Annotated in this window: 26 protein-coding genes and 1 tRNA gene; 15 read left to right on the top strand and 12 right to left on the bottom strand. The window is 43.2% G+C overall.

The annotated features are described in order from the left end of the window. Window positions 1-370: 370 nt before the first annotated feature. The 3 genes from QJS82_RS01130 (at window position 371) to QJS82_RS01120 (ending at window position 3325) form a co-directional block, all read left to right on the top strand. Complete coding sequence (locus tag QJS82_RS01130; protein ID WP_201564848.1) at window positions 371-1276, top strand: LysR family transcriptional regulator; 906 nt, start codon at window positions 371-373, stop codon at window positions 1274-1276. Between the two features lie 106 nt (window positions 1277-1382). Further along, a complete protein-coding gene (locus tag QJS82_RS01125) occupies window positions 1383-2522 on the top strand; it encodes an MBL fold metallo-hydrolase (protein WP_281490943.1) in 1140 nt (379 codons plus the stop codon). Next, window positions 2522-3325, top strand: coding sequence for an SDR family NAD(P)-dependent oxidoreductase (locus QJS82_RS01120; RefSeq protein WP_281490942.1), 804 nt, complete (start codon window positions 2522-2524; stop codon window positions 3323-3325). The genes QJS82_RS01125 and QJS82_RS01120 overlap by 1 nt, the downstream gene beginning before the upstream one ends. Window positions 3326-3486: 161 nt before the next feature. Here the strand turns inward: QJS82_RS01120 and QJS82_RS01115 are convergent, their stop codons facing one another. Further along, entirely contained in the window at window positions 3487-4278 is a 792-nt protein-coding gene (locus tag QJS82_RS01115; RefSeq protein ID WP_281490941.1) for a glucose 1-dehydrogenase, read from the bottom strand. Between the two features lie 270 nt (window positions 4279-4548). Continuing rightward, window positions 4549-4623: transfer RNA gene (locus QJS82_RS01110), tRNA-Gly, on the bottom strand. A 626-nt stretch (window positions 4624-5249) separates the two neighbouring features. Between QJS82_RS01110 and QJS82_RS01105 the strand changes: the two genes are divergently transcribed. From QJS82_RS01105 to QJS82_RS01090, 4 genes are all read left to right on the top strand, one after another. Then, window positions 5250-6062 carry a M48 family metallopeptidase gene (locus tag QJS82_RS01105; RefSeq protein ID WP_201619189.1) on the top strand — a complete coding sequence of 271 codons (813 nt, stop codon included), beginning with the start codon at window positions 5250-5252 and terminating at the stop codon, window positions 6060-6062. 259 nt (window positions 6063-6321) lie between these two features. After that, complete coding sequence (locus QJS82_RS01100; RefSeq protein ID WP_281490940.1) at window positions 6322-6675, top strand: BolA family protein; 354 nt, start codon at window positions 6322-6324, stop codon at window positions 6673-6675. 118 nt (window positions 6676-6793) lie between these two features. After that, a complete protein-coding gene (locus QJS82_RS01095) occupies window positions 6794-7153 on the top strand; it encodes a SirB2 family protein (RefSeq protein WP_201619191.1) in 360 nt (119 codons plus the stop codon). A gap of 231 nt (window positions 7154-7384) precedes the next feature. Then, the gene (locus tag QJS82_RS01090; RefSeq protein ID WP_201564855.1) at window positions 7385-7786 is read left to right on the top strand and encodes a hypothetical protein; all 402 of its coding nucleotides are present in this window, start codon (window positions 7385-7387) and stop codon (window positions 7784-7786) included. 207 nt (window positions 7787-7993) lie between these two features. Here the strand turns inward: QJS82_RS01090 and trxC are convergent, their stop codons facing one another. Together trxC and QJS82_RS01080 are read right to left on the bottom strand one after the other, a co-directional pair. Beyond that, window positions 7994-8431 carry a thioredoxin TrxC gene (trxC, locus tag QJS82_RS01085; protein WP_201628257.1) on the bottom strand — a complete coding sequence of 146 codons (438 nt, stop codon included), beginning with the start codon at window positions 8429-8431 and terminating at the stop codon, window positions 7994-7996. A gap of 232 nt (window positions 8432-8663) precedes the next feature. Then, window positions 8664-9530, bottom strand: a complete 867-nt coding sequence (locus tag QJS82_RS01080; RefSeq protein ID WP_281490939.1) for an MBL fold metallo-hydrolase — start codon at window positions 9528-9530, stop codon at window positions 8664-8666. 283 nt (window positions 9531-9813) lie between these two features. Here QJS82_RS01080 and QJS82_RS01075 point away from each other — a divergent pair, with 283 nt between their 5' ends. From QJS82_RS01075 to QJS82_RS01055, 5 genes are all read left to right on the top strand, one after another. Continuing rightward, window positions 9814-10185 (top strand): ArsR/SmtB family transcription factor, encoded by a 372-nt coding sequence (locus QJS82_RS01075; protein WP_374220408.1) that lies wholly within the window; start codon window positions 9814-9816, stop codon window positions 10183-10185. Between the two features lie 56 nt (window positions 10186-10241). After that, window positions 10242-11951, top strand: coding sequence for a SulP family inorganic anion transporter (locus QJS82_RS01070; RefSeq protein ID WP_281490938.1), 1710 nt, complete (start codon window positions 10242-10244; stop codon window positions 11949-11951). Window positions 11952-12137: 186 nt separating this feature from the next. Further along, window positions 12138-12464: a protein tyrosine phosphatase family protein gene (locus tag QJS82_RS01065; protein WP_281490937.1), complete on the top strand. Its 327-nt coding sequence runs from the start codon at window positions 12138-12140 to the stop codon at window positions 12462-12464. A gap of 81 nt (window positions 12465-12545) precedes the next feature. Then, window positions 12546-12878, top strand: a complete 333-nt coding sequence (locus QJS82_RS01060; protein WP_191690346.1) for a protein tyrosine phosphatase family protein — start codon at window positions 12546-12548, stop codon at window positions 12876-12878. Window positions 12879-13050: 172 nt separating this feature from the next. Continuing rightward, the gene (locus QJS82_RS01055) at window positions 13051-13908 is read left to right on the top strand and encodes a bile acid:sodium symporter family protein (protein WP_281490936.1); all 858 of its coding nucleotides are present in this window, start codon (window positions 13051-13053) and stop codon (window positions 13906-13908) included. 69 nt (window positions 13909-13977) lie between these two features. Here the strand turns inward: QJS82_RS01055 and ahpF are convergent, their stop codons facing one another. Then, entirely contained in the window at window positions 13978-15555 is a 1578-nt protein-coding gene (gene ahpF / locus QJS82_RS01050; protein ID WP_281490935.1) for an alkyl hydroperoxide reductase subunit F, read from the bottom strand. Window positions 15556-16069: 514 nt separating this feature from the next. On the opposite strand from ahpF, the gene QJS82_RS01045 reads away from it, so the two are divergent. Continuing rightward, window positions 16070-16318, top strand: coding sequence for an HP1242/YdcH family protein (locus tag QJS82_RS01045; RefSeq protein WP_281490934.1), 249 nt, complete (start codon window positions 16070-16072; stop codon window positions 16316-16318). A gap of 186 nt (window positions 16319-16504) precedes the next feature. On the opposite strand, the gene ahpC is transcribed toward QJS82_RS01045, so the two are convergent. Further along, window positions 16505-17071 carry an alkyl hydroperoxide reductase subunit C gene (ahpC, locus tag QJS82_RS01040; protein WP_183620282.1) on the bottom strand — a complete coding sequence of 189 codons (567 nt, stop codon included), beginning with the start codon at window positions 17069-17071 and terminating at the stop codon, window positions 16505-16507. A gap of 276 nt (window positions 17072-17347) precedes the next feature. Between ahpC and QJS82_RS01035 the strand changes: the two genes are divergently transcribed. After that, window positions 17348-18256, top strand: coding sequence for a hydrogen peroxide-inducible genes activator (locus QJS82_RS01035; RefSeq protein ID WP_281490933.1), 909 nt, complete (start codon window positions 17348-17350; stop codon window positions 18254-18256). A 41-nt stretch (window positions 18257-18297) separates the two neighbouring features. After that, on the top strand, window positions 18298-18975 hold the full coding sequence (locus QJS82_RS01030) for an HD domain-containing protein (RefSeq protein WP_281490932.1): 678 nt from the start codon (window positions 18298-18300) through the stop codon (window positions 18973-18975). Here the strand turns inward: QJS82_RS01030 and QJS82_RS01025 are convergent. The 6 genes from QJS82_RS01025 to QJS82_RS01000 form a co-directional block, all read right to left on the bottom strand. After that, window positions 18956-19558 carry a methyltransferase domain-containing protein gene (locus QJS82_RS01025; RefSeq protein WP_281490931.1) on the bottom strand — a complete coding sequence of 201 codons (603 nt, stop codon included), beginning with the start codon at window positions 19556-19558 and terminating at the stop codon, window positions 18956-18958. The genes QJS82_RS01030 and QJS82_RS01025 overlap by 20 nt on opposite strands. A 128-nt stretch (window positions 19559-19686) precedes the next feature. Further along, on the bottom strand, window positions 19687-20355 hold the full coding sequence (locus tag QJS82_RS01020) for a M48 family metallopeptidase (RefSeq protein ID WP_298869791.1): 669 nt from the start codon (window positions 20353-20355) through the stop codon (window positions 19687-19689). A gap of 2 nt (window positions 20356-20357) precedes the next feature. Then, on the bottom strand, window positions 20358-21959 hold the full coding sequence (locus tag QJS82_RS01015; RefSeq protein ID WP_281490929.1) for a DUF1513 domain-containing protein: 1602 nt from the start codon (window positions 21957-21959) through the stop codon (window positions 20358-20360). Then, complete coding sequence (locus tag QJS82_RS01010) at window positions 21928-23073, bottom strand: imelysin family protein (protein WP_281490928.1); 1146 nt, start codon at window positions 23071-23073, stop codon at window positions 21928-21930. Before QJS82_RS01010 ends, QJS82_RS01015 begins: the two co-directional genes overlap by 32 nt. Before the next feature lie 126 nt (window positions 23074-23199). Further along, a complete protein-coding gene (locus QJS82_RS01005; RefSeq protein WP_281490927.1) occupies window positions 23200-24873 on the bottom strand; it encodes a di-heme oxidoreductase family protein in 1674 nt (557 codons plus the stop codon). A gap of 299 nt (window positions 24874-25172) precedes the next feature. Next, window positions 25173-26627: an imelysin family protein gene (locus QJS82_RS01000; protein WP_281490926.1), complete on the bottom strand. Its 1455-nt coding sequence runs from the start codon at window positions 26625-26627 to the stop codon at window positions 25173-25175. Window positions 26628-26841 lie beyond the last annotated feature (214 nt).

Raw genomic sequence — 26841 nt, 5'->3', positions numbered from 1 at the left:
CAGTTAAGATAGTGCTTTTAGATTGACCACAGTCTCGACTATTTGGTTTTTTGATAAAAGGCTGGGTTTTTAACTCAGCCTTTTATCTTTTGTATCGTTAATATTAAATAAAATAGCTATATTAAATATATCCTTAGATAAAGAGAACACTTGGGAAATAACCCTTTTATATCATGGTCATCATACGATATAGCAAAATAATAATATAGTAGAATTACTTTAGAATCGATACAGTGCGACTGGGATGAATTTTTCGTAGCCTCTGTGATAACAGCAAGCAAGGAAAATTTATACCAGTCGCACATAGCTATAACGTATCGCTTTTATTTTGAACTGACAATAGCTAAATAACAATAATGAGGTAGCTAGGATGGGACAACTAGAAGACATGGCGATGTTTGTTCGCATTGTTGAAGCAGGCAGCATTACCAAAGCCGCTGAACAATTAAATATTGCTAAATCAGCCGTTAGCCGTCGTCTTAAGGATTTAGAGACACGATTGGGCAGTCAGCTTATTAGCCGAACCACGCGCCAATCAAACCTAACCCAAGCTGGTGAGCAATATTACCAAAAGGTGAACAATATACTCAGCGAAGTTGACGCTCTAAATGAAGAAACCAGTGGCGCGCCGACGCGTATCGAGGGCACCTTAAAAATGACTGCGCCATTGTCATTTGGCTTGATGCATCTCAATGATGTCATCGATGAATATGCCAATCAGCATCCCAATTTGAACTTTGAGCTCGATTTTTCTGATCGCCATGTTGACTTGATTGAGGAAGGCTATGAGCTTGCCATTCGCATCAGAGAGCTACAAGATTCCAGTTATCAGGCCAAACGTTTGGCACTTATTCGTTATGCACTTTGTGCCAGCCCGGAATATTTAGAAAAGATGGGGACGCCTGCGACCCTAGAAGACTTACAACAACATGAGTTTTTGCAGTATGGTCTTGGTAAAACAAGCACGCTTACCCTGACGGACGCCCAAGGGAAAAAACACAACCACACCATTGATGCCAAAATCAAAGCCACTAATGGCGAGTTCTTGGTGGACTTAGCGGTAAAAGGTCAGGGTATTGTCTTTATCCCAACCTTTATCGCTTATAAACGGTTGGCTAAAGGGGAGCTTGTGCCTATTCTTGAACAATACCAATTACCCACACTCAATGCCTATGCGGTATATCCAAAAAACCGCTTTTTATCGCAGCGCTGCCGCTATCTCATTGATTTTATCGCCGAGCGTTTTGGTGATGACCCTTATTGGGATAAATTTTAATAGACCTAACTTAGTAAACTGAGCAGTTTTTTAAAGTCGTTATAAATATTAAAACAATACTGTTAGTATTATTTTAAGATATCCATCAGTCATAAGGAAATGCATTATGGATTTGCAAGCACTCGGCAGGAAAGCCATTCACGACTTTGATGACGTTCGCCAAAGCCCGTTACCACAAGAGCGTCTAAAAGCAGCGCGTAAGCAAGCAAGCGCCTTTAGAGAGCGCTTTATGGATGAATCGCCGGTACAGTTTTATCAAAGCGCCGACATGGTGCGTGTTCCCTACCCCACGTGGTACGCCTACAGTGGCGTCTATACCCAAAGCACCTATAAATTCCCCTACATTCATATCCTCAACCGCATTTTTATCATTCAATATCATGACTTTTTGGGTGAATTAAAAACATTGCTATTCTCTCCTTCTGATATCGAAGCAGACCGTGAGACGCCATTTTTTAAACGTCTAACAGACAAAATGCCTAACTGGTCACCACTTGAAAGCGTGGTTGCACCTATCATTCGTGACGTCACTGGCGCCTTAGCTGAAGTCGGCTTGTCTCCAGAAGATGTTGATTATATAAGCTACGACCATCTGCATACCCAAGATGTACGCCGCTGGTTAGGGACTAAAAGCATCGGCACTAAAAATGTAGGTGAAAAAGATAAGCCTGCCTACTTTCCTAACGCCAAGCTATTGATTCACGAGCAAGAATGGCTAAGTACTACCTCTTTATTACCCGTGCAAGCAGATTGGTATTGCCCAAACGGCATCGAAGGCATCGATGCTGATAAAGTAATTAAATTTACTGGTAGCATCCAATTGGGCGAAGGCGTCGCGCTCGTACATACCCCCGGACATACCGAAGGTAACCATTCGTTAGTCGCACGCGTCCCAGATGGCATCAGAGTGACTTCAGAAAATGGCGTCGGCGCCGATGCTTATGCACCGATGAACTCAAAAGTGAATGCCATCCGCCGCTACGCTAAAGACACAGGCGTGGAAGTTATCCTAAACGGCAATACGCTAGAAGGTAGTAATGAGCAATATATCTCGATGGTCATTGAAAAAACCATCGCTGGTCCCTCAAAAAACCCTGACTTTCCCAATTGTGCCTCAAGTAGTGAAGCAACCCCTTATTGGTTGATTCCCGGGCATAAAGTCAGTCATCTAATAGGCGAAGCAAAGTTTGGCAGCTTGCAGAACAAATCGGCAAAAAGTCGCTCATTGCAGAAGGAAAGCGCTTGATGGGTTATTTCACTAATAAAACGGTTTATATCACTGGCGCGGCTTCTGGTATCGGGCTTGAGACAGCTAAGCAGCTCATTCAACAAGGCGCTAACTTGGTACTGTTTGACGTACAACCGTTTGATGAGGTGCTATCAACCTTGCAAGCTATTAATAAAAATAACGCTTCGATTATCAGCTATGAATTGGACGTCACCGACGCCGATACAACAACTCAAAAAATCGCCGAGGCGGCAAGCAAGCAGCCACCTGATATTGTCATGCACTTCGTTGGAATTACAGGTCCTTGGACGTTTGATGAGATGAGCCAAGCACAGTTTGAGCGTGTTATAAATATCAATTTATTTGGTACGCGCAACGTCCTCGCTGCCGTGCGTCCGTTTTTATCACGTGGCAATCAAGTCATGGTCACCGCTTCGATGTCATCTTTTACCGGCAGTTATGGCTACAGCTCTTATAGCGCCTCAAAGTTTGCTATTTGGGGCATGATGCAATCGATAAACTTTGAGTGGAAACCTCACGGCATTGATATCACTGTTTTTGCACCGCCACCGATAGATACGCCGCTCACCCAAGCGGAAGTCGGGGTCATGGCTCAAGCGGGTGTCGGTATGAAAAAGCTGGCAGGCGAGCTAAAAGTTGAAGATGCCGTTAAATCTATGCTAAAAGGGGTAGAAAATCGGGAGTTCCTAGTCGTACCGGGCGTGATGGCGAACTTAATTAGATTACAGCTGCGCTTCTTTCCGGTCAGCTGGGTGAATTGGATAGGCAATAAAACGGTGGCTTTTTCGCTTAGAAAATAGCGTTTTTTAAAACTGGCTTGTATACATTGAACTTTCACAAGTATTGAATGTCAGTTAGTCACTTAAAAATTCACAAAAAAAAGCGTCACCCGATTAAATATCTGGTGACGCTTTTTTATATGACGAGTTTTCTACACTAGCTATTATCGTTAATCTTAATTTTAGTCTAAGGTTTGCACACCGCCACCATTAACAAATAGCGTCTGCCCACTGACCCACTCAGAGATAGGCGCCGCAAAATATAACATCGCACCAGCAATATCATCCGCTTCGCCTAAGCGCTTGATAGGCGTATGCGACAACATTCTCTCTTCAATTTCAGGTGACAATACCCTCTCTAACACCGCAGTGCGCGTAGCACCCGGACCCACAGCATTGATACGCACCTCGGGACCGAAATCATGAGTAAGGTTCGCCACCATATGATTAACCGCCGCTTTTGATGCTGCATAGCCACTCATATCTGGACTCTTATTGACACTCGACATCGAGGTGGTGATAACGATTGAGCCATAGCCTGATTTTTTCATATGTGGCACGCATAATTGGCATAGACGCCACGCGCTAAAGACGTTCAATTCAAAATCGCGACGGAAATCATCAACAGAGATTTTAAACGGATTTTCTTGACTACCGCCACCGCCGCCTGCATTACTAATCAAGATATTGATACTACCGAATACCTCTACCGTTTTATCGACCATCGCTACCAAGTCTTCATCTTTTAAGATATTACACTCAACCGCCAAGGCTTTGACACCGTAGCTTTCGATTTCTTTGGCCGCTTTATTAGCACCTTCTATTTTTAAATCTGCAATGACGATATTTGCGCCCGCTTGTGCCAAACGCAGTGCCGTTGCCTTACCAATGCCATTAGCGCCACCCGTTACAATCGCTGTTTTTCCTGTTAAGTCAAATAGCTCATTAAATGATTTGTGCTCAAAAGCTTGCATGCTTAATCCTTATAATAATTATTAATGGAGGCGATATATCGTTTGAAAATTTTTAATATTTAATACATCAAATAAGTATGCCAATTCAAAATCAAATGAATGTGTCCAATCATCCATTTTTTGTAACGCTGCTACTTATACTTATCACATACGCTTTGTCACATGCACTTTGTCATAGCGTTATACATTAGCTTGCCAAATTTCAGGCATAAAAAAAGCCTCACTTCTTATTATAAGAAGTGAGGCTTTAGTGCTTTTGCAAGCCATATTTGGAGCGGGAAAAGAGATTCGAACTCTCGACCCCAACCTTGGCAAGGTTATGCTCTACCACTGAGCTATTCCCGCTAATTATCAAATCGCAATGTTGTTAACAACGACTACGTCTCGATAGGCTGGCTATTTTAGCAAATATTCTGAGAGTGTCAATACCTTTTTTCAAATTTTTAATCAAAGGCATGGTTTTTAAACCTATCTTAAGAGAAAAACAAGTATAGAGTATTGATTCTAAGTGCTATTTTAATTTACCTCATTAAGATAATACTTTCAAATAAATAGAGAAAATAATAGCAGTCTCAGCATTCTGCCCACCTAACCTTTGTTTATAACATGCTGACAACGTTAAAACGCTAACAAAATATAATTTTTCTATAGAAGTTATAGAAATAGAAACGCTTGCGCGTAAACGATAAGGCGGCTTTAACTGCTGTATCCACTTCCATTATTGCTTGTCCGAACTACTTACCTTTTAACAGCACTTACAATCCTACCGCCTATTGTTACTTTTTCTGTCTAGGTTTTAGGTTGTTAACATTATTATACTTATGGCTAATGACAGTTGGAGTAAAATTCCATTGTTTTAGTAGACGGGCAAACGGTAGCAATACTTCAATAATAAGCTACCCTTTCATCTACTATTTTAATATTGGCATTGTTCCACTTTATTTTTTCCATTTACAGCGAGGACGTTTATTATGAAAAAACTGCTTACCACAACAGTTATGGCGGCATCATTGTCGGCATTGGCCATGACCGGTTGCTCTAGCACAACTAGCACTGGTGCCGTCGGCGTTGACCGTCAGCAGCTATTATTAGTCTCAAATGAGCAAGTATTGCAGCTATCGGCGCAAAGTTATGCTAAAACGCTGCAAGAAGCAAAAGCGCGCGGCTTATTGGATACCAATAGCGCGCAGCTCAATCGCCTAAAAAATATCTCGAACCGTTTGGTCGGTCAAGTCGGCGTCTATCGTCCTGATGCGGCAAAATGGCAATGGGAAGTTCATACCATTAAATCTAATGACTTAAACGCCTTTGTGATGCCGGGCGGTAAAATTATGTTTTACTCGGGTATTATCGACCGCTTGAATTTAACGGACGATGAAATTGCCGCTATTATGGGACATGAGATATCGCATGCCCTACGTGAGCATTCACGTGAGCGCTTATCACGTCAATACGCCACCCAAACTGGTATTGGTATGGCAGCGAGCATCTTTGGTCTCTCACAAGGGCAGGCAGAGCTTGCTAACGTCGCTGGTGACTTAGGTCTTAGCCGTCCGCACAGCCGTACGCAAGAAGCAGAAGCTGACCAAATCGGTCTTGAGCTGATGGCACGTGCAGGCTACAACCCACAAGCTGCGATTACTTTATGGCAGAAAATGCAACGCGCCAGCCAAGGTGAGCCACCACAATTTTTAAGCACTCACCCAACCAGCAGCAACCGTATTGCGCAATTGCAGTCATTGATGCCTAAAGTGATGCCGCTTTATCAAAAGTCACGTCGTTAATGGACTATGCTTAAATATTAAGTATCAAGCTAATGACAAGTACGGACTAATGGTAAGTAATGATAAATAAGAAAAGCAGAGCGTCATATATTGCGCTCTGCTTTTTCATGCGTGCTGCTAAAATCTTTTATAGTAAACTGACTATCGAACGGCGATAAACGGTCAGTTAATGCAGCATAGCGGCACAGTGAACTGTGTCTGCTATAATGGGTGCAATCAGCCATTTAAATGGCTAAGCCCTATAAGATAAAGGATGATTATGACTATCAATACGCCTACGACCAATCCGTCTACTAACACTCCGACCGCCGATGCCCTTAATAATGAGCTACAGGCTTTGCAAGCGCAGCATATTGAGCTGGTGAATGAATCGATGAATCATGCGGGTTACTTTGACGGTAAAGAAAGCCATTTTAAACTGACCATTGTCAGTGATGCCTTTGAGGGCAAACGTTTGGTTGCACGTCATCAGCTGGTATATGTTCTGGCAAACTCGCTACTGACCTCACAAGGTGGTCAAATCCATGCCTTGGCTATCCATGCTTATACGCCAACAGAGTGGCAAGGTCAAAGCCCTGAGAGTCCACTGTGCGCCGGTCAAAACAAAGGTTAGATGGCGGTTTTATTGTTTACTATTTTTAAACAGCTACCATTAAACATTATAATCAAATACTAACTTCTAATAATATAAATAAGCTGGCAAACGGCACCTTTAAAGGAAATCCTACCCAATGAAACATTTACATATGCTCATGGCAGTACTGTTGATTGCGGCGTTTTTATATCAAAGCTATCTGGTATTAAGCGCAAACAAGCAAATGCCATTGGCGCTCAAAATCTCTACCCATATTCTCTATGCCGTTATTATTCTTTCAGGGGCTGGTATGCTCATGCAATTAATGAGTGCCAATGCGCCCGTGCAATGGGTTTTTGCAAAAATTATCTTGCTCGTTGCCGCCCTTAGCGCCAGTATCAAAGCCTTTAATAACAATGCAACACTGAGCCAAAGAAAAACCGGTATTCTGATTGCAGGTGTCGCTTATATCGGCATCGTGGTGCTTGCCTTTAGTAAACCGGGTAATTTGTTTTAAGCGTTGCTAAACGATATATTTTTCAATATCTTAATCGCCACTTTTTTGCTATCTTAAATAACTACGCTTTCTAAAATGCCCTGTTTAAAACGTAACATTGTTAATTAATACCAAAGTTAATTAATACCAAAGTTAATTAATACCAAAGTTAATTAATACCAAAACAGATATTAATTGACAGCAGGCATTAATAAACACGGTAAACATCCTCATTTAGCTTATGGAGACACTATGAAAACTCTTACTGCAGCAACATTACTGGCAACAGCTGGCGTTTTTGGTCTCTCAGGCTGCGCCTCAACGGGTAATATCACCCCGCAATATGTGCCACCAAGCACCTATCAAAGTTATGATTGCCAAGCGCTTAGTCAAGAATATAATCGCGTCAATCGCTATGTCGATGCAGCACGCAATGAGCAATCTACCCTATCCGCCTCAGGTGTCGGCGTTGGGGTTTCTGCTGGACGCTGGGGTATCTCCCCTAATATCAGCTTTGGTGTTGGTCAAAGCAACAATACTAAAGCGCGCGATGCTAAGCTATCAAGACTGTATGGCGAGCGTGATGCCATCATTCAGTCTGCCCGTATCCAGCGTTGTAGCTTTGCCAATGGTATTAAGATTTATGGTGAGTAATGCTCGATAGCTCGTATTTAAATGGCTCGTATTTAAATGGCTCGTGTTTAAATAGCTCCTGTTTAAATAGCTCGGGTTTAATAAATCACATTTGATAGTTTATTATTCCGATGACATTAAACGCTGTTCAAAAGAAAAAAGCCAATACGCGATAAGCATATTGGCTTTTTTGTGTCTAATCATCGAGAGTAAAAACTCAAGCAACGCTTATGCGTTTAAGCTTTTTACCCACTGCACAATTTGATCGCTAGGTAGGGCACCAGACTGGCGCGCGACTTCTTTACCATTTTTGAAAGCAACCATCGTCGGCAAGCTACGAATATTATAAGGTGCCGCCGCTTGCTCGTATTTATCGGTTTGTATTTTGGCAAAAACCACTTGCGGCAACTGACTGGCCGCCGCTTTAAACTGCGGTGCCATCATCAGACACGGCTGACACCAGCTTGCCCAAAAATCAACGATGGTCAACACCTCGTTTTTTTGAATGACTTTACTAACCGTCTGGGCGTTTAGCTCATGAGGACTGGCCGTTAATAATGGCTTACCACATTTGCCGCAGTTCGGTGCCGCATTTAGCCGTGTGGCGGGTATACGATTGGTTGCCTGACAATGCGGGCAGACCAGATGAGAGTTTTGCTCAGTCATTATACAACTCCTTTATACATAGCTTGGGCGCGTATCTTAATAGAGCGCCCATACTCAATGCTTGTGAATGGATTATTCGTAAGAATCTTAATCACACTTTTTTTGGCTTTATTCCATTATGCGAACTTACAATGCAAACTTATAAGACAGATTAGCATTAGGATAGCCACTACTCGTATTGTGCCTGCGTAACTTTCTGCGCTACTTGTATATTGAGGACATGCCCTAGTTCCTAAAGCGCATTAATCGGTACTTTTAGATAACGGGTGCCATTGTCTTCTGGTTTCGGAAAATGACCGGCATCAATATTAAGTTGTACAGATGGGATAATCAGCCGCGGCATCTCTAAATTGGTATCGCGGCGCTCACGCATTTCAACAAACTCGGCTTCATTAATGCCGTCTTTAACGTGAATATTACCGAGCTTTTGCGCCGCTACCGTCGTGGTTGGGCAATGCTTGCGACCTTGACTTGGATAGTCATGGCACAGATACATCAGGGTCTCATCAGGAAGTGCCAGCAGTTTTTGGATAGACTGATACAGGGTTTTGGCGTCTCCTCCCGGAAAGTCGCAGCGCGCCGTACCCACATCGGGAGCAAATAGCGTATCACCGACAAAGACCACGGTTTTTTCATCGTCAGCAGCAAGATACGCCATATCCGCGCGCGTATGGCCCGGCACATACATGGCAGTAATCGTAATGCCGCCAAGTGCCAAGGTTTCGCCATCATCGGTCAAGATATCAAACTGGCTGGCATCGGTACGAAAGCTGCTATCAAAGTTAAAAATTTGCTTAAATATTTTTTGCACTTCAGTGATATGTTGACCGATGACCAGTTTGCCGCCAAGTGTCTCTTTTACATGTATAGCGGCCGATATATGATCGGCATGGGCATGGGTTTCTATAATATAAACCAGCGCCCAACCCTGCTCACGCACGAACGCTATTACCTTATCGACACTAGCGGTATCCGTGCGTCCTGACTTGGCATCGAAATCCAAAACAGGGTCGATAATGGCACACACTTGCTGCTGCACATCAGCGAGTACATGGGTGTAGGTCTCTGTGTCGCTATGTAAGAAGGAATGAACTTGCATGGCTACCTCTTTGTTTTTATATGAATGTTTTATTATTTAATGAAGTCTTACGTATAATAAATACTTGTTTATAATATTTGAATGTACATAATACCTATCTTGCATACCACTATAGCAACCAGCTAACAATTTATCAATTTATATAATGTAAATAATGATAACTTGCTATAAATTGCGATATCATTGATAATTAACTATATATAACCATATCTTATCTATAAACTTTGCCTTTTTTATCTATAGCTTAAATAAGGAGTTCGCTCTGACTACTTCAACTTCAGCATTGAGCACGTCTACTAATCACACTGGTAAGCCTGTATCTGCCAGCGTAACAGACTTTGCACCCAAAGACCTTGCTGAGCAAATGCAACATGCATCTATGCAAGCCAGTCAATTATTAAAATCGCTCTCGCATCCTGATCGCTTATTACTGCTATGTCAGCTGACCCAAGGTGAGTACTGCGTCAGTGAGCTTGAAGACTTAGTCGGTGTCGGTCAGCCAAGCTTGTCGCAGCAGCTTGGTATCTTACGTAAAGACGAGCTGGTGACGACCCGCCGCGAGGGCAAGCAAATCTATTATAGTATCGCAAGCGATGATGCGTTATCGGTATTGCAGTTATTGTATGAACGCTTTTGTGCCAAAACAGACGCCTAACTGGTCATTTAGCTCTTAGCTCTTCTTAAATTTATTTATTGTGATGACCTATTGCTATGCCTTCTATCGCTGCTCGTCTGATTCCTGCTTGGTTACGTCAGTACCAGCTGTCTGCCCTGCCGACTGATGTCATCGCGGGATTGGTCGTTGGGGTGCTCGTCATTCCACAAAGCTTAGGCTATGCGGTGCTAGCAGGATTGCCGCCTGTCTATGGACTCTATGCGGCTATCGTACCCGTGCTGGTGTATGCATGGATAGGCTCAAGTAATGTGCAAGCTGTGGGACCCGTCGCTATCACCGCGATTATGACGGCAAGTAGTCTGCACCCTTACGCCAATGAAGGCACGCAGCAATATATATTGATGGCCAGTTTATTGTCATTGATGGTTGGGACGATGTTATGGCTGGCGGGTCGGCTTAAGCTTGGCTGGATTATGCAGTTTATCAGTCGCGGCGTATCAGCAGGTTTCATCAGTGGCGCGGCGGTACTGATTTTTGTCAGTCAGCTTAAGTATCTGACGGGCATTCCTATTGCAGGTAATGGTCTCATTGGTTACTTATCAAGTATGCAGATGTATGCCCGCCAGCTGCATCCGCTAACCTTGGTTATCGGCGTCATTGCTTTTACGCTGTTATTTGCCAACCGTTATGCGAGCAAATGGGTTTGGCGCTCTTGGCTGTCAGCCTCTTATGCTAAGTGGGCTGAACGTCTGTTTCCGCTCATTTTGCTTGCTCTTGCCATCGTGTTAAGCATGAGCTTACATTGGACAACGCACGGCGTGGCAACGATTGGTACTATTCCGCAGGGTCTGCCTACTTTTACCCTACCATATGTGCCAGATTTTCATGAAGCGCTCAACCTATTACCGAGCGCCGGTTTGATGGCATTGATTATCTTTGTTTCAAGCAGCTCAGTTGCCAGCAATTATGCACGCCTGCGCGGCGAAACCTTTGATGCCAATCGTGAGTTAACCGGACTGGGACTGGCCAATATGGCGGGCGGATTCTTTCAAAGCTTTACGGTCGCTGGCGGCTTTTCACGTACCGCAATGAATGCTGATTCAGGTGCCAAAACGCCGGTCGCAAGTTTAGTGACAATACTGATCATGATTGCAGCGTTAATCGCTTTTGGCAATTTATTAGCACCTCTGCCCTATGCTTTATTGGGCGCGACCATCATGGCATCGATTGTCGGTCTCATTGATATGGCGACTTTAAAGTCCGCATGGCAACGCGACCGCTTAGATGCGGCAAGCTTTTTGGCGGCATTTATCGGCGTGCTGATATTTGGGCTAAATACTGGCTTGGTCATCGGTTTGATGGTGTCATTTGCCAGCCTAATTTGGCAATCGAGCAAACCGCATGTCGCCGTCGTTGGTCAGCTAGCGGGTACGGGACATTTTCGCAATATCAATCGTCATGATGTGGTGACGTTTAGCAATTTATTAATGCTGCGTATTGATGAGAGCTTGTTTTTTGGCAATAGTGAATCCGTGCATCGCAGGGTCATACAAGCGACGCGGCAGTACCCAGAAGCGCATGAGATTATTCTTATTATGTCGGCGGTCAATCATATTGACTTGACCGGCCAAGAGATGCTTATCAGCCTCAATCAAGAACTGTTGAATCAAAAAAAGCACTTAAGCTTTAGCTTTATTAAGGGACCGGTGATGGACATTATTGAAAACACACCGGTCATAACCCATCTATCAGGGCAGGTTTATTTAAGTACCATGGATGCGGTCAATGCGCTTAAAGATGTTTAACTCATAAGTAACCAATTTTCCTCTTAAATCAATCATGACAGAGATTGTTTGTGACAAAACATCAGTGACAAAAGATAGATATGATAAAAGCTGTGTTATGCTAAATTACTATTAGATTTAGAACTTACTGTCTCTAGAAACACCAGAAATTCTAACGCCATTTAATATATGCGACCTAAGCTACTTATGACCGATGATTTAACCATTTATAAGCAAATTTACCCAAGCCAATGCGTCAAGATTGCCGAGCTTGGCTACCGCTCTGTGCTCAATATTCGACCTGACGCTGAGACAGAGACGCAGCCGAATAGCTGTGACTTTGCCAGTGCGACGGCAAAAGCCAACCTCACTTATCAGCATTTACCATTTGATGACGAGCGTTTAAGCATGGCGACTGTCGAGCAGTTTGCAGCCTTTTATCGCACCATGCCCAAACCCATCCTGATGTTTTGCGGTACGGGTGCACGCGCCAAATTGCTGTATCAAAGTGCGCTGATGCAAGGTTTGTTGTAAAGAACCGTTATATTTTACTTAAGTGCTTTAAGCTAATCACAAAATTTTCATTTTTACGCTAAAAAATAACAAGGAGCTCTTATGAGCCATCAAGTTAGTATTACCGGACAAATCACCCCTGATCAAGTACCCATGATTGCTGAAAACGGTTTTAAAACCATTATTAACAACCGTCCAGATGGTGAAGAGCCGAATCAACCAACCAGTGCTGAGATTGAAGCCGCTGCTAAAAAAGCAGGACTTGCTTATAAAGAAGTGTCTTTCGCCGGTAGTGAGCTTAACCAAAACCATGTCGAAGAGTTTGCTGACTTTTTTAATCAAGCTGAGCAGCCAGTACTGATTTTTTGCCGTACCGGTAACCGCTCAACGGGTATTTATGAGGCGGCAAAGCGTATGGATTTGTTGGATGACTGATATCACAATCAATAACTTAAAGCAATAAACCAAGAAGCCCATATAAACATATGGGCTTCTATGATATTAAAGGCTATATTTTAGAGGCTATTAAGAAACATAGCGCTACAAGGAATGTGAGCTCTTAAAAAAGTCATTCAAGTATGACTTTTCATTTAACAAGGAATGTTTCATGAGTAATAATGCGTTGGCGCTATTGCCGCTAGCACTTGCCTATATTATGTTTACCTTAGGAACGGGGCTTAAGCCAAGTGATTTTAAGGTCATCGTTAATCACCCAAAAGCGTTTATTGTCGGCTTAATCAACCAAGTCATTTTTGTGCCTTTGGTTGCGTTAGCGGTCGTCTTAGTCATGTCGCCGCCACCTGCTATTGCCTTTGGTATCATGCTGATTAGCTTTTGCCCAGGTGGTGTGACCAGCAACATGCTCACCTACTATGCTAAAGGTAATGTGGCGCTGTCAGTGGCACTCACGGGCATAGTGAGCCTGTTATCAGTGGTGACACTGCCTATCTTAATTACGCTGGCTTTTAATCACTTTATGCAAGATCAAGCAGGCTCTATCAGCGCGCTAAAAATCGGCGTGGTGATGTTTTTACTGACTACCTTACCTGTGACCCTAGGTATGCTCGCGCGTTATAAATTTACTGACTTTATGGTACGTAGAAGCGGCATTCTAAATGGCTTAGCCAGTCTGTTTTTTGTCTTAATCGTCTTTGCTGCTATTGCGACCAACTGGCAATTACTACAAGAGCAATTGGCGTCTATTGGGTTTGAGTTGGTCTTTATCATTGTCATCTTGTTTGGCTTAAGTATTCTGACCTCTAAAGCCATGCAGCTCAGCTGGTTTGATACCAAAACCATCTCGATAGAAACCAGTATTCAAAACAGCACAACTGCGATTACCTTGGCACCTATCATTATGGGTGTCAGCACATTACCGGTCATCGCCCTACCTGCTGCGGTATATGGTGTGTTGATGTATGTGGTTGCGCTGCCCGTGATTGCGTTGATTCGGAATAAAAACTGATTGTATAAGCACAAAAAAAAGCCATCTCATTTGAGATGGCTTTTAACACTAACGGTAGAGCTAAATAACTTACTGCATAACCAAGTATTCAAACGCTGATAATGCGGCTTTTGAACCTTCGCCCATTGCAATATTAATCTGCTTAAATGGTACGGTCGTGACATCACCACAAGCAAAGATACCTTTGCGGTCGGTGCGGCAGCGCTCATCAATCTCAATTTCACCAAAGCGGTTTAGATCAACAAAGCCTTTGACAAATTCAGTATTCGGCACCAAACCAATCTGCACAAACACTGCTGAAACATCAAGCTCTTTGGTTTCACTGCTGCTACGGTCTTGATAAACGATAGACGTCACTTTACCATCTTGCGCCTTGATTTCTTGAGTCGCTGCTCCAGTGATAAATTCAATATTGGCTTTTTCTTTGGCTTTATTAATCAATACCTGATCCGCTTTTAGCTCATCGGCGAATTCAAGGACGGTCACATGTTTAACGATACCTGCCAAGTCTAGCGCCGCCTCGATACCTGAGTTACCGCCACCGATGACAGAGATGTCTTTACCTTTAAAGAACGGACCATCACAGTGTGCGCAGTAAGCAACGCCTTTACCGACGTTTTCATCTTCACCCGGAACACCAAGCTTCCGCCACTGAGCACCCGTTGCCAAGATAATACTGCGTGTCTCAAACGTCTCGCCAGTATTTAGATGAATTCGGTAGTTTTCAGCTTCAGTTTCGCTGATTTCTTTGACGCTGACATGTTCTTTAAGCGTAATATCATATTCGTGTAAATGCTTTTCAAAGTTCGCCGACAGCTCACTACCGGTCGTTAAAGGTACAGAGATTAAGTTCTCGATATCTTGCGTGTCTTTCACTTGCCCACCAATACGATCAGCGACCATAGTGACTTTTAAGCCTTTACGCGCGGTATAAATTGCCGCCGCTACGCCAGCAGGACCGGCTCCGATAATCGTCACATCTTGCTGCTCTAACTGTTCAGCATCGTCATCAGCTTCGCTCAGTAAATCAGGAAATTGCTCTTGTAATTTTTCAATCAATTTAGCCGTGTCAATCAGACCATTAGCAAACGGCTTACCGTTTAAAAATACTGCTGGTACGCCTTGGATGTTATTGGCTTCTACTTGCTCTTGGAATAATGCGCCATCGATCATCTCATTACTGATGTCATCATTGAGCAAGGCGAATTGGTTCAGCGCTTGCACCACTTCTGGGCAACTGTGGCACGAGAGCGACACGTAAGTCTGAAACTGTAGCGGCTTATTAAAACGCTTAATCAGCTTTTGAATACCTTCATCAAGTTTTAGCGTATGACCGCCAGCTTGCAAAATCGCCAAAATCAGCGAGGTAAATTCATGACCTCCAGGAATACCGCTAAAGACAATACCGGTGTCGGTCAATGCGCCATCGATATGGCTGACTACTTTAAAGCTAATCGGGCTTGGCAAGCTGTCGTCGGTAGCTGTACTGTCAAAATTAATCTTATCCGTGGTGCCAGCGATTTTAGTCAAAAAATCAATCAGCTCAGCGCGCTTGCTATGTTCGCCGCTACCCAGTACAAAGGTAATTGGGCGAGTCATGTTTTCACTGTAGCTTTTGACTGCATCTAATAAACTTTTATCTATCATGTTTGTTCCTCATTATTATTAAATATGTAACGCCAGCTACGATGCTGAGCATTTAAATAGGGTCTGGTGATAAGTTAAGTCGCTGATTTAGAACGCTAAAAATACCGGCCTTACCACCTTTGATACGTCTATTATCAGGGGTTTGCAGGTTTTGAGCAAGCTGATAAACTCAAACCTTACGTTTTATAAAATATATCATAAACCGATATTATTATTTAAATTCAAAACCACTGATAAATAGAAGTCAATGATAGTCGTAGTATCTGGCAAATTTTTTCGCTACAATCGAGTGAAGCGAATAAGAAAAACTCTTATTTGTCCCATGGCAGGTTGGCGGTTATCGCAGTGTATTAACAGCCCTTTCTGCTGCTAGTAAGTCTATGCACTTTTGAGCTGAATAACGATTTGGCTCAATGACATTCAAGTCTCACAATCATAGCAATTCATCACAGCACTCTTAACTAAAATGCGCCGATGCTTTGATAAGCTTGCGCTTTATAACAAGGATGACAACATGAGAAAGACTGATACATGGCAAGACAACAGAGATATTATTGCTGAGCTTAAGCAAAAAGACAGTCACTTTGCGACTATTTTTGACGAACATACGCAGCTTGATCAGCAAATCAATCAGCTGGATAAAGATTTGGTCAAGCATGCCAGTCGCGATGAAGAAATTGAGCAAATGAAACGGCGAAAGCTGCATTTAAAAGATGAGATTTATAAAACAATCGATAAAAATAAATTACACTCTCACGCTTAACTAGTGGCTAGTTTATACCGTTAGACATTATAAAGTCTTATAAGATTGAGACAAAAAAAAGACCCCGTTAACATCAGTTAACCGGGTCTTTTTCATAGCACGTTATTTAGCATTATCAATCAGCAAATACCGCTTTAAATAATACTAAAATCGTAATCTAATAACTTTAGTCTAATAAAGGAAGACTTAGATTTTACCAACTAGATCAAGGCTTGGTTTAAGAGTTTCTTGACCTTGTTCCCAAGCTGCTGGGCAAACTTCGCCGTCGTTTTCACGAACATACTGTGCTGCTTTTACTTTACGTAGCATGTCTTTTGCACTACGGCCAATGCCGCCTGCATGGATTTCAGCAACTTGAATCAAGCCGTCTGGATCCACTAAGAATGTACCGCGCTCAGCTAGACCTGCTTCTTCAATCATGACGTTAAAGCCACGAGTGATACGACCAGTAGGATCGCCGATCATTGGGTAAGTTACTTTGCCGATGGCTTCTGAAGAATCATGCCATGCTTTGTGGGTGAAATGCGTATCGGTTGATACTGAGTACACTTCTACGCCCAAACCTTTAAGCTCTTCGTAATGAGCTGCCATGTCTTCAAGTTCAGTTGGGCAAACAAAGGTAAAGTCAGCTGGGTAAAATAGGAAGATTGCCCAGTTACCTTTTACGTCTTCTGAAGTGATGGTTTTGAACTCACCGTTTACAAACGCATCTGCTGAAAACTCTGGGATTTCTTGATTGATAATAGACGCCATGATTGGCTCCTTTTTTTGATTGATTGTTGTTGAGTTAATGGATGTTTATTGTTGGTTATTTCTACTAACCCTTTGCTTAACTGGGCTACCTGACAAACTATACGCGAATTCTATGGTTAATCCAGTTAAAAGTTTTTAATGTGATGTTTTGTTTTATTAAACTTGTTAAACTATTCTATCTGCTTTTTTATCCGTACATCGGCATTAAATTGCTATAGTACACAAGATAAACGAGTAAAACAAATTGCGTTAAAAACCCATTAACAGAGAGGTTTTATGATTACCTTACGTCAACTTGAGTTTGCCTTAGCGGTTGCCAAACATCGTCATTTTAAGCGTGCGGCAGAAGACTGTAATATCTCACAATCAGCGCTGAGCTTGGGTATCGCCGAGTTAGAAAAACAGCTTGATACGCAGATTTTTGAGCGAAATAATAAGCAAGTCTTGATTACGCCTATCGGTGAAGATATCTTGACGCGGGCGCAGCGCGTGTTTTCGGAAGTCAATGACTTGACCACGCGCGCGCATAGCCATCAGTCGCCGCTTGCTTACCCTATGACCGTCGGTATCATTCCAACGATTGCCCCTTATTTGCTGCCAAAAGTGTTGCCTGCGCTACGTGAGCACTATCCAGAATTTCGTATGACCATTGTCGAGCAGCAAACCGAGCGTTTGCTTGAGCAAGTGCGCTACGGTCATATTGATACCGCCATTATTGCGCTGCCGTATGCAGTCGATGGCTTGCATACTTTTGAATTTTGGAGCGAGGACTTTTTTGCCGTCTTCCCAAAAGATGATGTCCATGCCAAACTTAAAACCATCAATGCTGATGAGCTAGCAACGGCAAATCTGATGCTATTAGGTGAAGGACATTGCTTGACGGATCAAACACTGACGGTCTGTCATTTTGACCGCGCGCAAATGAAATCGAGTTTTTCTGATGCCAGCTTAAACACCCTTATTCAAATGGCCCTTGCCAATATGGGAACGACATTAGTGCCAGAGATGGCATTAGATCAGCTACATCTGCAAAATCAAAATGCAGTTGCGGTGCCACTAGCCGAGGAAGGACCGCATCGTCATATCGCTTTTGTCACTCGTTTAAATTATGCCCGCGTTGATGATGTTAATTTATTAGGCAAGCTCTTTAAACAAGCATTTGAAGATGCGACTAGTAAAAAGTAAGCATTTGCTAATAGATTGCAGTCATTAAATAAAGGCTAACTATGGACGGGTTGTCACAAATAGAGACTGAGCTCGGTAAGCTTTTCGAGTGGCATTTAACGGCTATTAATAACGCTATCGAGCCAGCAATATTAAAAGCACTTTGGCAAGATATCGCCGTGCGCTATAACGAAAGCCAGCGCGCTTATCATAGCTTGCAGCATATTCAGCAATTATTTACGCAATTTGAACAGATTAAGCATCATTTAAATAAGCCACATATTATCGCATTGGCACTGTTTTATCATGACGTGATATATGCGCCGACGCGCTCAGATAATGAGCTTAAAAGTGCAGAATATGCCGTAGACTCGTTAAGTCCTTATCTAAGTGCTGAGCAATGCCAATATATCTACGCGCTGATAATGATGACGGCTAGCCATCAAATTGCCGACATTGATGAAGGGTCAGACAAAGCTAAAAAAAGCGATGCCGCCTATTTACTAGATATGGACTTAAGTATTTTAGGGGCATCTTGGCCTGAGTATGAACAGTATGCGCAAGCTGTCCGCCAAGAATATGCGCATATCTCAAATATAGATTATCGCGTTGGACGCATAGCAGTATTAACAGGATTGTTAGCGCATCCAACGCTTTATCTGACTGATTATTACTATGCGCGGTTAGAAACACAGGCTCGAGAAAACATCAAGCGTGAGATTATTTTGCTTGCATCTTAATAAACAGCTCACTGCCCTGCCGTGCGGGATGTGAGTTATAGCTTGGCTCCATAATTTCAATATCAAAATAAGGCGCAAAACGCTGTTGGTATTCAGCTTTTGTACCGCCAAACGGTGGCTCGTCTCGTCCAAAATCTTTATCAAACAGCAAACCAACCAGCTTACCATTCGGTTTCAATAATACTGCCATTTGCGCTACATATTCATCACGGCGCGCAGGATTTATCGCACAAAAAAACGTCTGCTCAAGCACCCAATCAAACTGATATTGCGCAGGCGATAATTCAAAAAAGTCGGCACAGAGTAAATACTCAGCTGGAAAGTCAGGATAGCGCTTAGCAAATGCTTCAATCGGCGCAGGGGAAAAATCAACCAAGGTAACATTGGTAAACCCTTGCTCATGCAGATAACCGACCTCGTAAGCATTACCTGCCCCTGGCACTAAAACAGCCTGACTTTTAGCAGATTCAGGCAATTGATCAATATAAGCTTGGAGCGGTGGCGACACTTGTCCCATATCCCAACCGATACTGTCTTGCTCATAACGCTGCTGCCAAAACTGCGCTTGATTGACATTTTCCATATGACATCCCTGTATATACGATAGATAAGAATATTATTTAAACGACATAATTTGTATCGTTATGATTAATCATATCAGTCTTATGGCGCTTGTTGACAGTACTTGTTGATAGTACTTAGGTGAAGGGTTTAATCTAACTGTCCCGTCTTTCCTGCTAGCATATTATGCCAATGCTGATAATCAGGCATCGCGGTCGCCACCGTTTGCCAAAAGGCGCGACTATGATTGGCATGATGTAAATGACACAGCTCATGGACGATGACGTATTCGGTGCATTCGATAGGATAAGCGGGCAGATAGACGGATAGCCAAATCCGCCGTGCACGGGTATTACAACTGCCCCAGCGCGTATGCATTTTTTTCAGGCGTATCTCATTGGCTGTCGCACCGACAATTGGTTGCCATTTTTCAAACAGAGAAGGTATGACTTCAGAAAGCTGTTGTCGATAGTAAGTAATTTTTTCATCATGATTTAAGGTGAACGATTGCTTTACGCCCCATAACAGCAGCGTGCTATCGGCAGTTGAAGACTCTTTTGAAGGAAGTTGTCGCCGCCTATATTGCTCTAATACTTGGCCGTGATTAGCGATTGCCCATGGCACACGCTTCGCCACAGCCTGTGCAGCTTGGGCTGAACTAATAAACAATGGCACAGAAACCATTAATTGATACGGTTTTAGGCGAAAATTGATATTTTTCACCCGCTTTTTACTGATATGTAGCTCAATATCCGCTTGCGCCAAATGTTGTATCGATTTCTCTAGTAAAGATGACTGGTATGCAGACGGCATATTCATGCTCAAAGCGCTTGCAAGTGATTGTCAAACGACATCATATGACATTTGCTGTCTTTAAGAATACGGTCGTTTTTCTCTACAGTATCCAATTGTGCGGTTGCCAAGCTATCAACAGTTAACGCCGTTAACTGACCTTGGCCATCACTAACAATAAAGCCTGATTGCCTATTATTATCGCCTGCTTTGTCAGCACTCTGATTTGATAATACTGCTGCCCCTGCACAATCTGGCAAACCGACATCATCAATCAATTCTCGCGTACTTAAATCATAAATCGCTGCACAACCCCCAATCGGCGTGGTTACGCATAATAAGTTACGCTCACTATCAACCGCCACACTGGCGATATATTGATGGAAGCGTTGCCACTGGTTATTGGGCATAATAAGGGGTTTAAATTCACTATCACCGCGTTTATGAGTCAACACTAGCGGCACATTAATATGCTTTTCACCTTGAAACTGAATACCTATCATCACCGTTCCATCATCATGCATGGCTAGGTGACGCACACTCATTTGATTGTGTTCAGGCGTAATCTGCTCAAGCAAAGCGCCAGTATGACGATTAAGGTAAACCAATGATGGACGCATACTGTCTAGATTTAACTCTTCACGCGACGCTTGCTCGGTTTTGATACCACCATTAGCAATCACTAACGTTTCACCATCGGGATGCATAATCAGCTCATGCGGACCGATACCATGCGAGTCAAATTCTGCTATTTTTTTGTAATTATCCTCAGCATCATAGATACCGATTTTACCGTCTAGGGTTAGGGTGTCATTTTCGGTCACATAGAGCAATTTACCATCTAAGCTATAGCAAGCATGCCCATAAAAATGCCGATGAGTAGATGCTTTAATAGCAAAATTTACTTGTCCGCTCGCCGTGTCTAATACCCAAAACTTTGCACTCGGACGCCGACCCATGACCACGACATCACGATTTTGGTTGTTTTTAGCAGATGAGTTTTGCGCATCAAAAATCGGCTGAACAACGATATCGTGCACACGTTCAGGCATAGTCGTTTGCCAGACGAGTTGTCTATCGGCATCGATACCGACCACACCAAAGTCATTTTCATTATGACAGGCATCAGCGCCATCATCATTTGCTAATACGACACTTTTTGGCATAGAGGCGACACCGCTAACCCAACAAAGGGGGCGCGGTAGTACGGTGGTGGTATGTGCGGCGCTAAAGTCAGCTGGGCTATTATTATTGGCATTTTTCAAATCATCTATCGGTAAACGATAAGCCTGTTGCCATGCAGTTATAGCTTGCTGATAAGCGTGACGAAACTGCACGAGCTCGCGTTTTGATGTTGCGGTTAACGACTGCAACTGCGAGCGCATACCTACTACATAGTCCTGCAAGCTGGCATCAGGGTGACGCTGCTTACGATAACGATGATGGATACCGACAAGCGCAGCTGTACCCATGACAGCAGACAGCATGGTCAATGCGGATGTTACTAGCAGCTCTTTATTAGGCTGCTTATTTTGTAGCTGCTGCTGTGACTGCTCTTGCGATTCATTTGCCGTCTTAGTATAGATAGAGTGCATTTTTTTAATCGCCATCAGTGCTATTAAAGCCCACACGGATACCGAGCGTCGGAATCAATTGGCGTTTAATAATGCGCGTAATGGTCGTCAGCTTGTCATACAGCTCTTGCTGGGTAGCTTTATCGGCAGTCGCTAAGTCTTCTGGCATTTGCGCCAATAATGTGGTCGCATCAGCAAGTGCGGTCGATAGATTATCCGCCACTGCGTTTTCATTATTACCACCAAGAATAGCGGTTAAGACAGGATCGGTAATTGCTTTATTCAGCGTGGCCAATTTAGCATTGATAATCGCGCGGCTTTGCCCTGCGGTCGCAGCTGGCAGGTGACCTTTTTTCTTACCGGTTAAGCCTAATGGCTGATCAATGGCATTGGACTTCATGGTCTCAACCAGTGACAATAAAGAATTAAACCATTGGTTTAAACCTTGATCACTCTCAGCGGTTTTATCAATCGCTAATAAAGTGATTGAGTTTTGCTGCCAGTTTTTCTCAATATCTTTAAGGCGTGTGCTTAAGGCACTACTTGCGCTCATTACATAAGCACATTGCCCAGCATTCAAGCTATCATTGGCATATAACGCTTCTTCTAATCCTGGTATACCTTGGACAATAGCGCTCTCGTTAGCCAGTTGCTCAGCGGTAAGCTTGGGATTGGCAGCAATGAGATCGGCAACACCACCATGTACCAGACCGCGCTCATCAGGATAATAATTGATATATAAATTACTCATGCTCGCCGTCGCTGGGCCAAAATTAATCATCTCAGCGCCAGCCCATGCTTGTGCAAGCACCAGCCATTGGTCGCGCAGTACATGCAACTCATCACCGCTAACTGGCGCTTGCTGACAAGATTTCTGTGCCAATTCATGCAATAAATCACTCTGCTTCGCGGCATCCGCATAAGCGGGAATAACAATATCATTTGCCACATGGGTTAAATAGGTCTTTTCAGTATCGGCGCTAATATCAACAGCGGTAATCTTATCTGTACTACTATCTTTTTCAGCTGTAGCCGTAGAAGTGGCGCTATCTTGTGTAACTTGGCTGTCTACTTCTGGCGCTTTGCTCTCATCAGCTGGTTTGACGCAGCTGATAAGGATACCCGCACTTAGTGCTGATAGAGCCATTGCTAAAGCATGGTTTATTTTCATAGGTTTCTCGGTATTTATATGGCTATCGATATGGATAATTATTTAAATCTGTACATTTAAGGCGGGCAATTTTTAAATGCCTTTTAGATGGTTTTTAAATAGCTTTTAAAGTGTATAGCCTGACTTTTATAATGACTTTAAGAACGCATTTAATTCACTGCGCCCTTGTTTGTCTAACTTTAATACCTTTTGTTTCTGCTTTTCCGCTTCACCGCCATGCCAAAGTACCGCTTCCATCAGCGTACGAGCGCGACCATCATGTAAAAACGTCGCTTGTGGATCGACCGTTTGCGCAAGCCCAATACCCCATAATGCAGGCGTACGCCATTCATAAGAATTGGCCAAAAATTCAACTTGTAAGTCTTTCGATGGCAGCTTGCCAGCGATAGTACGATCAGCAAGATCATCACCCATGTCATGTAATAATAAATCGGTATAAGGATAAATCACTTGCCCATGCTGCTCAAGATGGTCATCGTCGGTTTTTGGCAACTGATATCTTGGCGTATGACAGCTTTGACAGCCCATATCATAAAAGCGTTTTTTGCCCGCCAGTACTAGCTTATCATCAGCATTGCGGCGATGCGGCACCGCCAGATTACGGGTATAGAATTCAACGAACTTTGCCACTTCATCATTGACTTCGACCGGTGGTTTGCCATTACCTTGCTCATCAGCACCCGTTGCCGCGTTTATACAAGCGGTCTGCGTGGGCATGCAAGATTCATGCGGACGGATATTGGAGGTCAGTCCCATATCTTCATTAAAGGCACTTTGGTTTTGGGTAATCAATTTGGTTTGCCCAGCTTTCCAACCAAAGCGACCTAATGCCACTTTGCCCGTTTGTGGATCTATAACCCAGTTGAATTTACCACTAATGTCGCTATTGGCATTATTTGTTTTTATCGCTTGTTTTTTAATAGCCTCGTCTGGAATTTGCTCGAGTAGCCCAAGCCCAATCATGGGTAAGGCAACACGCGGCGACACCATCAGCTCATCATCAAATGCATCATAACCGGGTTTGGTCAAATTAAAGGTTGGCGACCGCAGTGTTTCAACATGCCCATCAGCAAAGGTGACGGGCTTGTCTGTCCACTGTACCGCAATGCGCGCTTCAGCAGGAACGCCTTGAATACCGCGGTCCTGCAATTGACCGCCATACATAGGATGCACAACTTTCTCTATCAAGGAATCTTTCAATTTCTGTCTCTGTTCCTCGGTAGTAGCAGGCATAGCAAGACGGATAAGCAAGCTATCAGCATCATCCTCACTGCTCATCGGCGCATGACCGCGACCGTCTTTGATATGACAAGATTGACAGGCAGCGACGTTAAATAATGCACCTAGCCCATCACGGCTATCGGTACTCGCCGGCGCAACCACCCAAGGCTGCCTAAAAAATGCATTACCGATAAAAAAAGAACCTTTACGTGAAGCGGTTATATTTGAGGAAGGTTTAGAGTAGCTCTCGCTAGTGGTGATACTAATACCAGTATCGCCGCCTTGCTTAATCTCTTGCGCATCAAAGCTGGCAAGCTGCTGCATAGGCACGCCAGCTAAGGTCTCAATAGTCTGCACACGTTCAAAAGTGATTGCTTCAGAATGACTGCTTTCTTGGGTTTTGCCGTCATCTGTAGCAGATGCAGCAACATTATCACTTGGATTATCACTTGGCTGACAGGCGCTTATTGATAGCACACATACTATTCCTAGCGATAGCTTCAATGGCGAATGCTTAAATATTAAAGAGGAATAAAACACGATAGATTGTTTAGCTTTTAACACATTACTGCTGCTCATAGGGAACCTTAGTTCTAATATAGAACCATTAAAATCGCGTGCTATAATTTTTTCACTTCTATTCGATAAGTATTTCTATTCAATATAGTATTCACTGCGCTATGACATATCTGGCTATTAATACGCTATAAAAAAAACACGCTGCCAACGGTAGTCGACAACGTGTGTATTATACCTAAATTATTTTTCTATGAAAATAATTCTCATTCGCTTATATTGACTTATTAGGTATATAAAACCAAGCCTATAAATACAGCGACAAACACACAGCCAATTGACGGTATTAAATACGCATTGTCTTAAAACTGTGAGCCTGCATCGGCGTCTAGATTATCAATACCAACTGCTTTTGCAGCGTTTTCAATACCAGCGGTTAGCTCTTGTAAGCTCGTAATGCTACTTTCAATCCAACCACGGCGTTTATTTTGCTCCTCAGCAGAGATACCATGCTTGCTTGCTTGTCCTACCGTCGCAATCATTTGGTCGACCTTGATGCCTTCTTTTTCGCCTTTATCAACAATTACCTTAAAGGCCGCTTCTACTTTAGCAAAATCAGCCGCAAGCTTATCAGCCGCTTCTGTATTACCGGTATCAATAAGATAATTTTTGACGCCGTATCCGCCAACCGTTTTACCGGCGACGGTTTTATAGCTACCATTAAAGACATTTTGAATACCGCGGGCATTATTGGCATAGCTTAAATGGGTCAAATCACTAAAACATTCATGCTCATCTTCGGTAGAGCCGGTGACAAAGGCCACTTGTATGCGCTCAGATGCAAGCTCACCAAGCGCTAAGCTGCCCATTTGGTACATGATTTGACGTAGACCATTTTTGTCTTTACGTTCCATCATGTCGCTACGCAAGGTGTTTTCGCTGTTGGGCTGCCACTGGGCTTCCATCGCGGTTAAATCATCGACCAATAACTGAGTAACCACTTTTAAATACTGCCCACGGCGCTCGCAAATACTGGCATCAGTATTGACCGTTTCACCGCTGGTGCATTCACCGTCGGTTGTTATATAGTCGCTCACTGGACGGTTGCCTGCGCCTTCACCGACGCCATTAGTATCTTGACCCCATAGCATAAACTCAATCGCATGATAGCCGGTGGTAACATTGGCTTCACTGCCACCGATCTCACTCATCTCAGCCAATAATTCAGGCGTAATGGTGGTGGTATCTTGTTTGAGGCTACCGACTGTAATGCTGTCACTGTTGATAATATTGTCCTGACTATTATATTCGCCCTCATAACTGTCGCTCACATAATCAATCAATGCCTCATCAAGCGGCCAAGCATTTACCTGCCCTTCCCAGCCATCGATACTGCCAAGCGCACGTTTGTCATTAGCCGTCACAAAGCCTTCGTCAAAGCGGAATATCTCAGTCTGTGAATAAGGCTGGCGCGCCGCTTTATAAGCCGCTTTTGCAGCATCAAGATTTTCTTGGGTCGGCGTTTCTACATAAGTATTAACCGCTGTTTGTAAAAGTTTGGCGGTTTCTAAAGAATCCTTGTAGGCGGCGTGCGCCATATCAGCATAGCTAATCAGCAAGCGATCGATATGCGCTTGGGCAACCGCTGACGAGGTTTTATTGTCTGTTTTTTCAGTGCCTTGGACGTTAGCTTGGGCGTCCGTACTTGCAGTCTCATCAGACTGTTTACTACAACCCGATATCATTAATATCCCTGCCAGAGCAGCAGCTAAAGTAGTCGGTAAAATTTTACGGCTTGGCGCTGGGCTGATATTCATACACGTCCTCGATGAGATACACTAAATAAAATAGCAAAGTAGAAGTCTAGAGAGTTATAAGGAGAAAATTTAGCAAGATAAGTAGCAAATATTGATTAGAGTAAAACTGTCGATTTCAAAATATCATTACATGCTAGCAGAATTTAATACTTGCGAATTATAATGTTATTGATAACTATTATCAAATATAATTTTAAAATCCTACATAAGTTTT

It is taken from the genome of Psychrobacter maritimus (genome assembly GCF_029953575.1).
GTDB classification, from domain to species: domain Bacteria; phylum Pseudomonadota; class Gammaproteobacteria; order Pseudomonadales; family Moraxellaceae; genus Psychrobacter; species Psychrobacter maritimus.
Note: the sequence above shows the minus strand (reverse complement) of the source record. Positions and strands in the feature narration are given on the sequence as shown.

Excerpts from the sequence above, each read along its gene's own strand:
- QJS82_RS01020 (WP_298869791.1), bottom strand. The coding sequence starts at position 20,355 with ATGAATATGCCGTCTGCATACCAGTCATCTTTACTAGAGAAATCGATA.
- QJS82_RS01060 (WP_191690346.1), top strand. The coding sequence starts at position 12,546 with ATGAGCCATCAAGTTAGTATTACCGGACAAATCACCCCTGATCAAGTA.
- QJS82_RS01010 (WP_281490928.1), bottom strand. The coding sequence starts at position 23,073 with ATGAAAATAAACCATGCTTTAGCAATGGCTCTATCAGCACTAAGTGCG.
- QJS82_RS01125 (WP_281490943.1), top strand. The coding sequence starts at position 1,383 with ATGGATTTGCAAGCACTCGGCAGGAAAGCCATTCACGACTTTGATGAC.
- ahpF (WP_281490935.1), bottom strand. The coding sequence starts at position 15,555 with ATGATAGATAAAAGTTTATTAGATGCAGTCAAAAGCTACAGTGAAAAC.
- QJS82_RS01120 (WP_281490942.1), top strand. The coding sequence starts at position 2,522 with ATGGGTTATTTCACTAATAAAACGGTTTATATCACTGGCGCGGCTTCT.
- QJS82_RS01035 (WP_281490933.1), top strand. The coding sequence starts at position 17,348 with ATGATTACCTTACGTCAACTTGAGTTTGCCTTAGCGGTTGCCAAACAT.
- QJS82_RS01070 (WP_281490938.1), top strand. The coding sequence starts at position 10,242 with ATGCCTTCTATCGCTGCTCGTCTGATTCCTGCTTGGTTACGTCAGTAC.
- QJS82_RS01005 (WP_281490927.1), bottom strand. The coding sequence starts at position 24,873 with ATGAGCAGCAGTAATGTGTTAAAAGCTAAACAATCTATCGTGTTTTAT.
- QJS82_RS01115 (WP_281490941.1), bottom strand. The coding sequence starts at position 4,278 with ATGCAAGCTTTTGAGCACAAATCATTTAATGAGCTATTTGACTTAACA.
- trxC (WP_201628257.1), bottom strand. The coding sequence starts at position 8,431 with ATGACTGAGCAAAACTCTCATCTGGTCTGCCCGCATTGTCAGGCAACC.
- QJS82_RS01090 (WP_201564855.1), top strand. The coding sequence starts at position 7,385 with ATGAAAACTCTTACTGCAGCAACATTACTGGCAACAGCTGGCGTTTTT.
- QJS82_RS01030 (WP_281490932.1), top strand. The coding sequence starts at position 18,298 with ATGGACGGGTTGTCACAAATAGAGACTGAGCTCGGTAAGCTTTTCGAG.
- QJS82_RS01000 (WP_281490926.1), bottom strand. The coding sequence starts at position 26,627 with ATGAATATCAGCCCAGCGCCAAGCCGTAAAATTTTACCGACTACTTTA.
- QJS82_RS01080 (WP_281490939.1), bottom strand. The coding sequence starts at position 9,530 with ATGCAAGTTCATTCCTTCTTACATAGCGACACAGAGACCTACACCCAT.
- ahpC (WP_183620282.1), bottom strand. The coding sequence starts at position 17,071 with ATGGCGTCTATTATCAATCAAGAAATCCCAGAGTTTTCAGCAGATGCG.
- QJS82_RS01055 (WP_281490936.1), top strand. The coding sequence starts at position 13,051 with ATGAGTAATAATGCGTTGGCGCTATTGCCGCTAGCACTTGCCTATATT.
- QJS82_RS01100 (WP_281490940.1), top strand. The coding sequence starts at position 6,322 with ATGACTATCAATACGCCTACGACCAATCCGTCTACTAACACTCCGACC.
- QJS82_RS01130 (WP_201564848.1), top strand. The coding sequence starts at position 371 with ATGGGACAACTAGAAGACATGGCGATGTTTGTTCGCATTGTTGAAGCA.
- QJS82_RS01065 (WP_281490937.1), top strand. The coding sequence starts at position 12,138 with ATGACCGATGATTTAACCATTTATAAGCAAATTTACCCAAGCCAATGC.
- QJS82_RS01095 (WP_201619191.1), top strand. The coding sequence starts at position 6,794 with ATGAAACATTTACATATGCTCATGGCAGTACTGTTGATTGCGGCGTTT.
- QJS82_RS01105 (WP_201619189.1), top strand. The coding sequence starts at position 5,250 with ATGAAAAAACTGCTTACCACAACAGTTATGGCGGCATCATTGTCGGCA.
- QJS82_RS01045 (WP_281490934.1), top strand. The coding sequence starts at position 16,070 with ATGAGAAAGACTGATACATGGCAAGACAACAGAGATATTATTGCTGAG.
- QJS82_RS01025 (WP_281490931.1), bottom strand. The coding sequence starts at position 19,558 with ATGGAAAATGTCAATCAAGCGCAGTTTTGGCAGCAGCGTTATGAGCAA.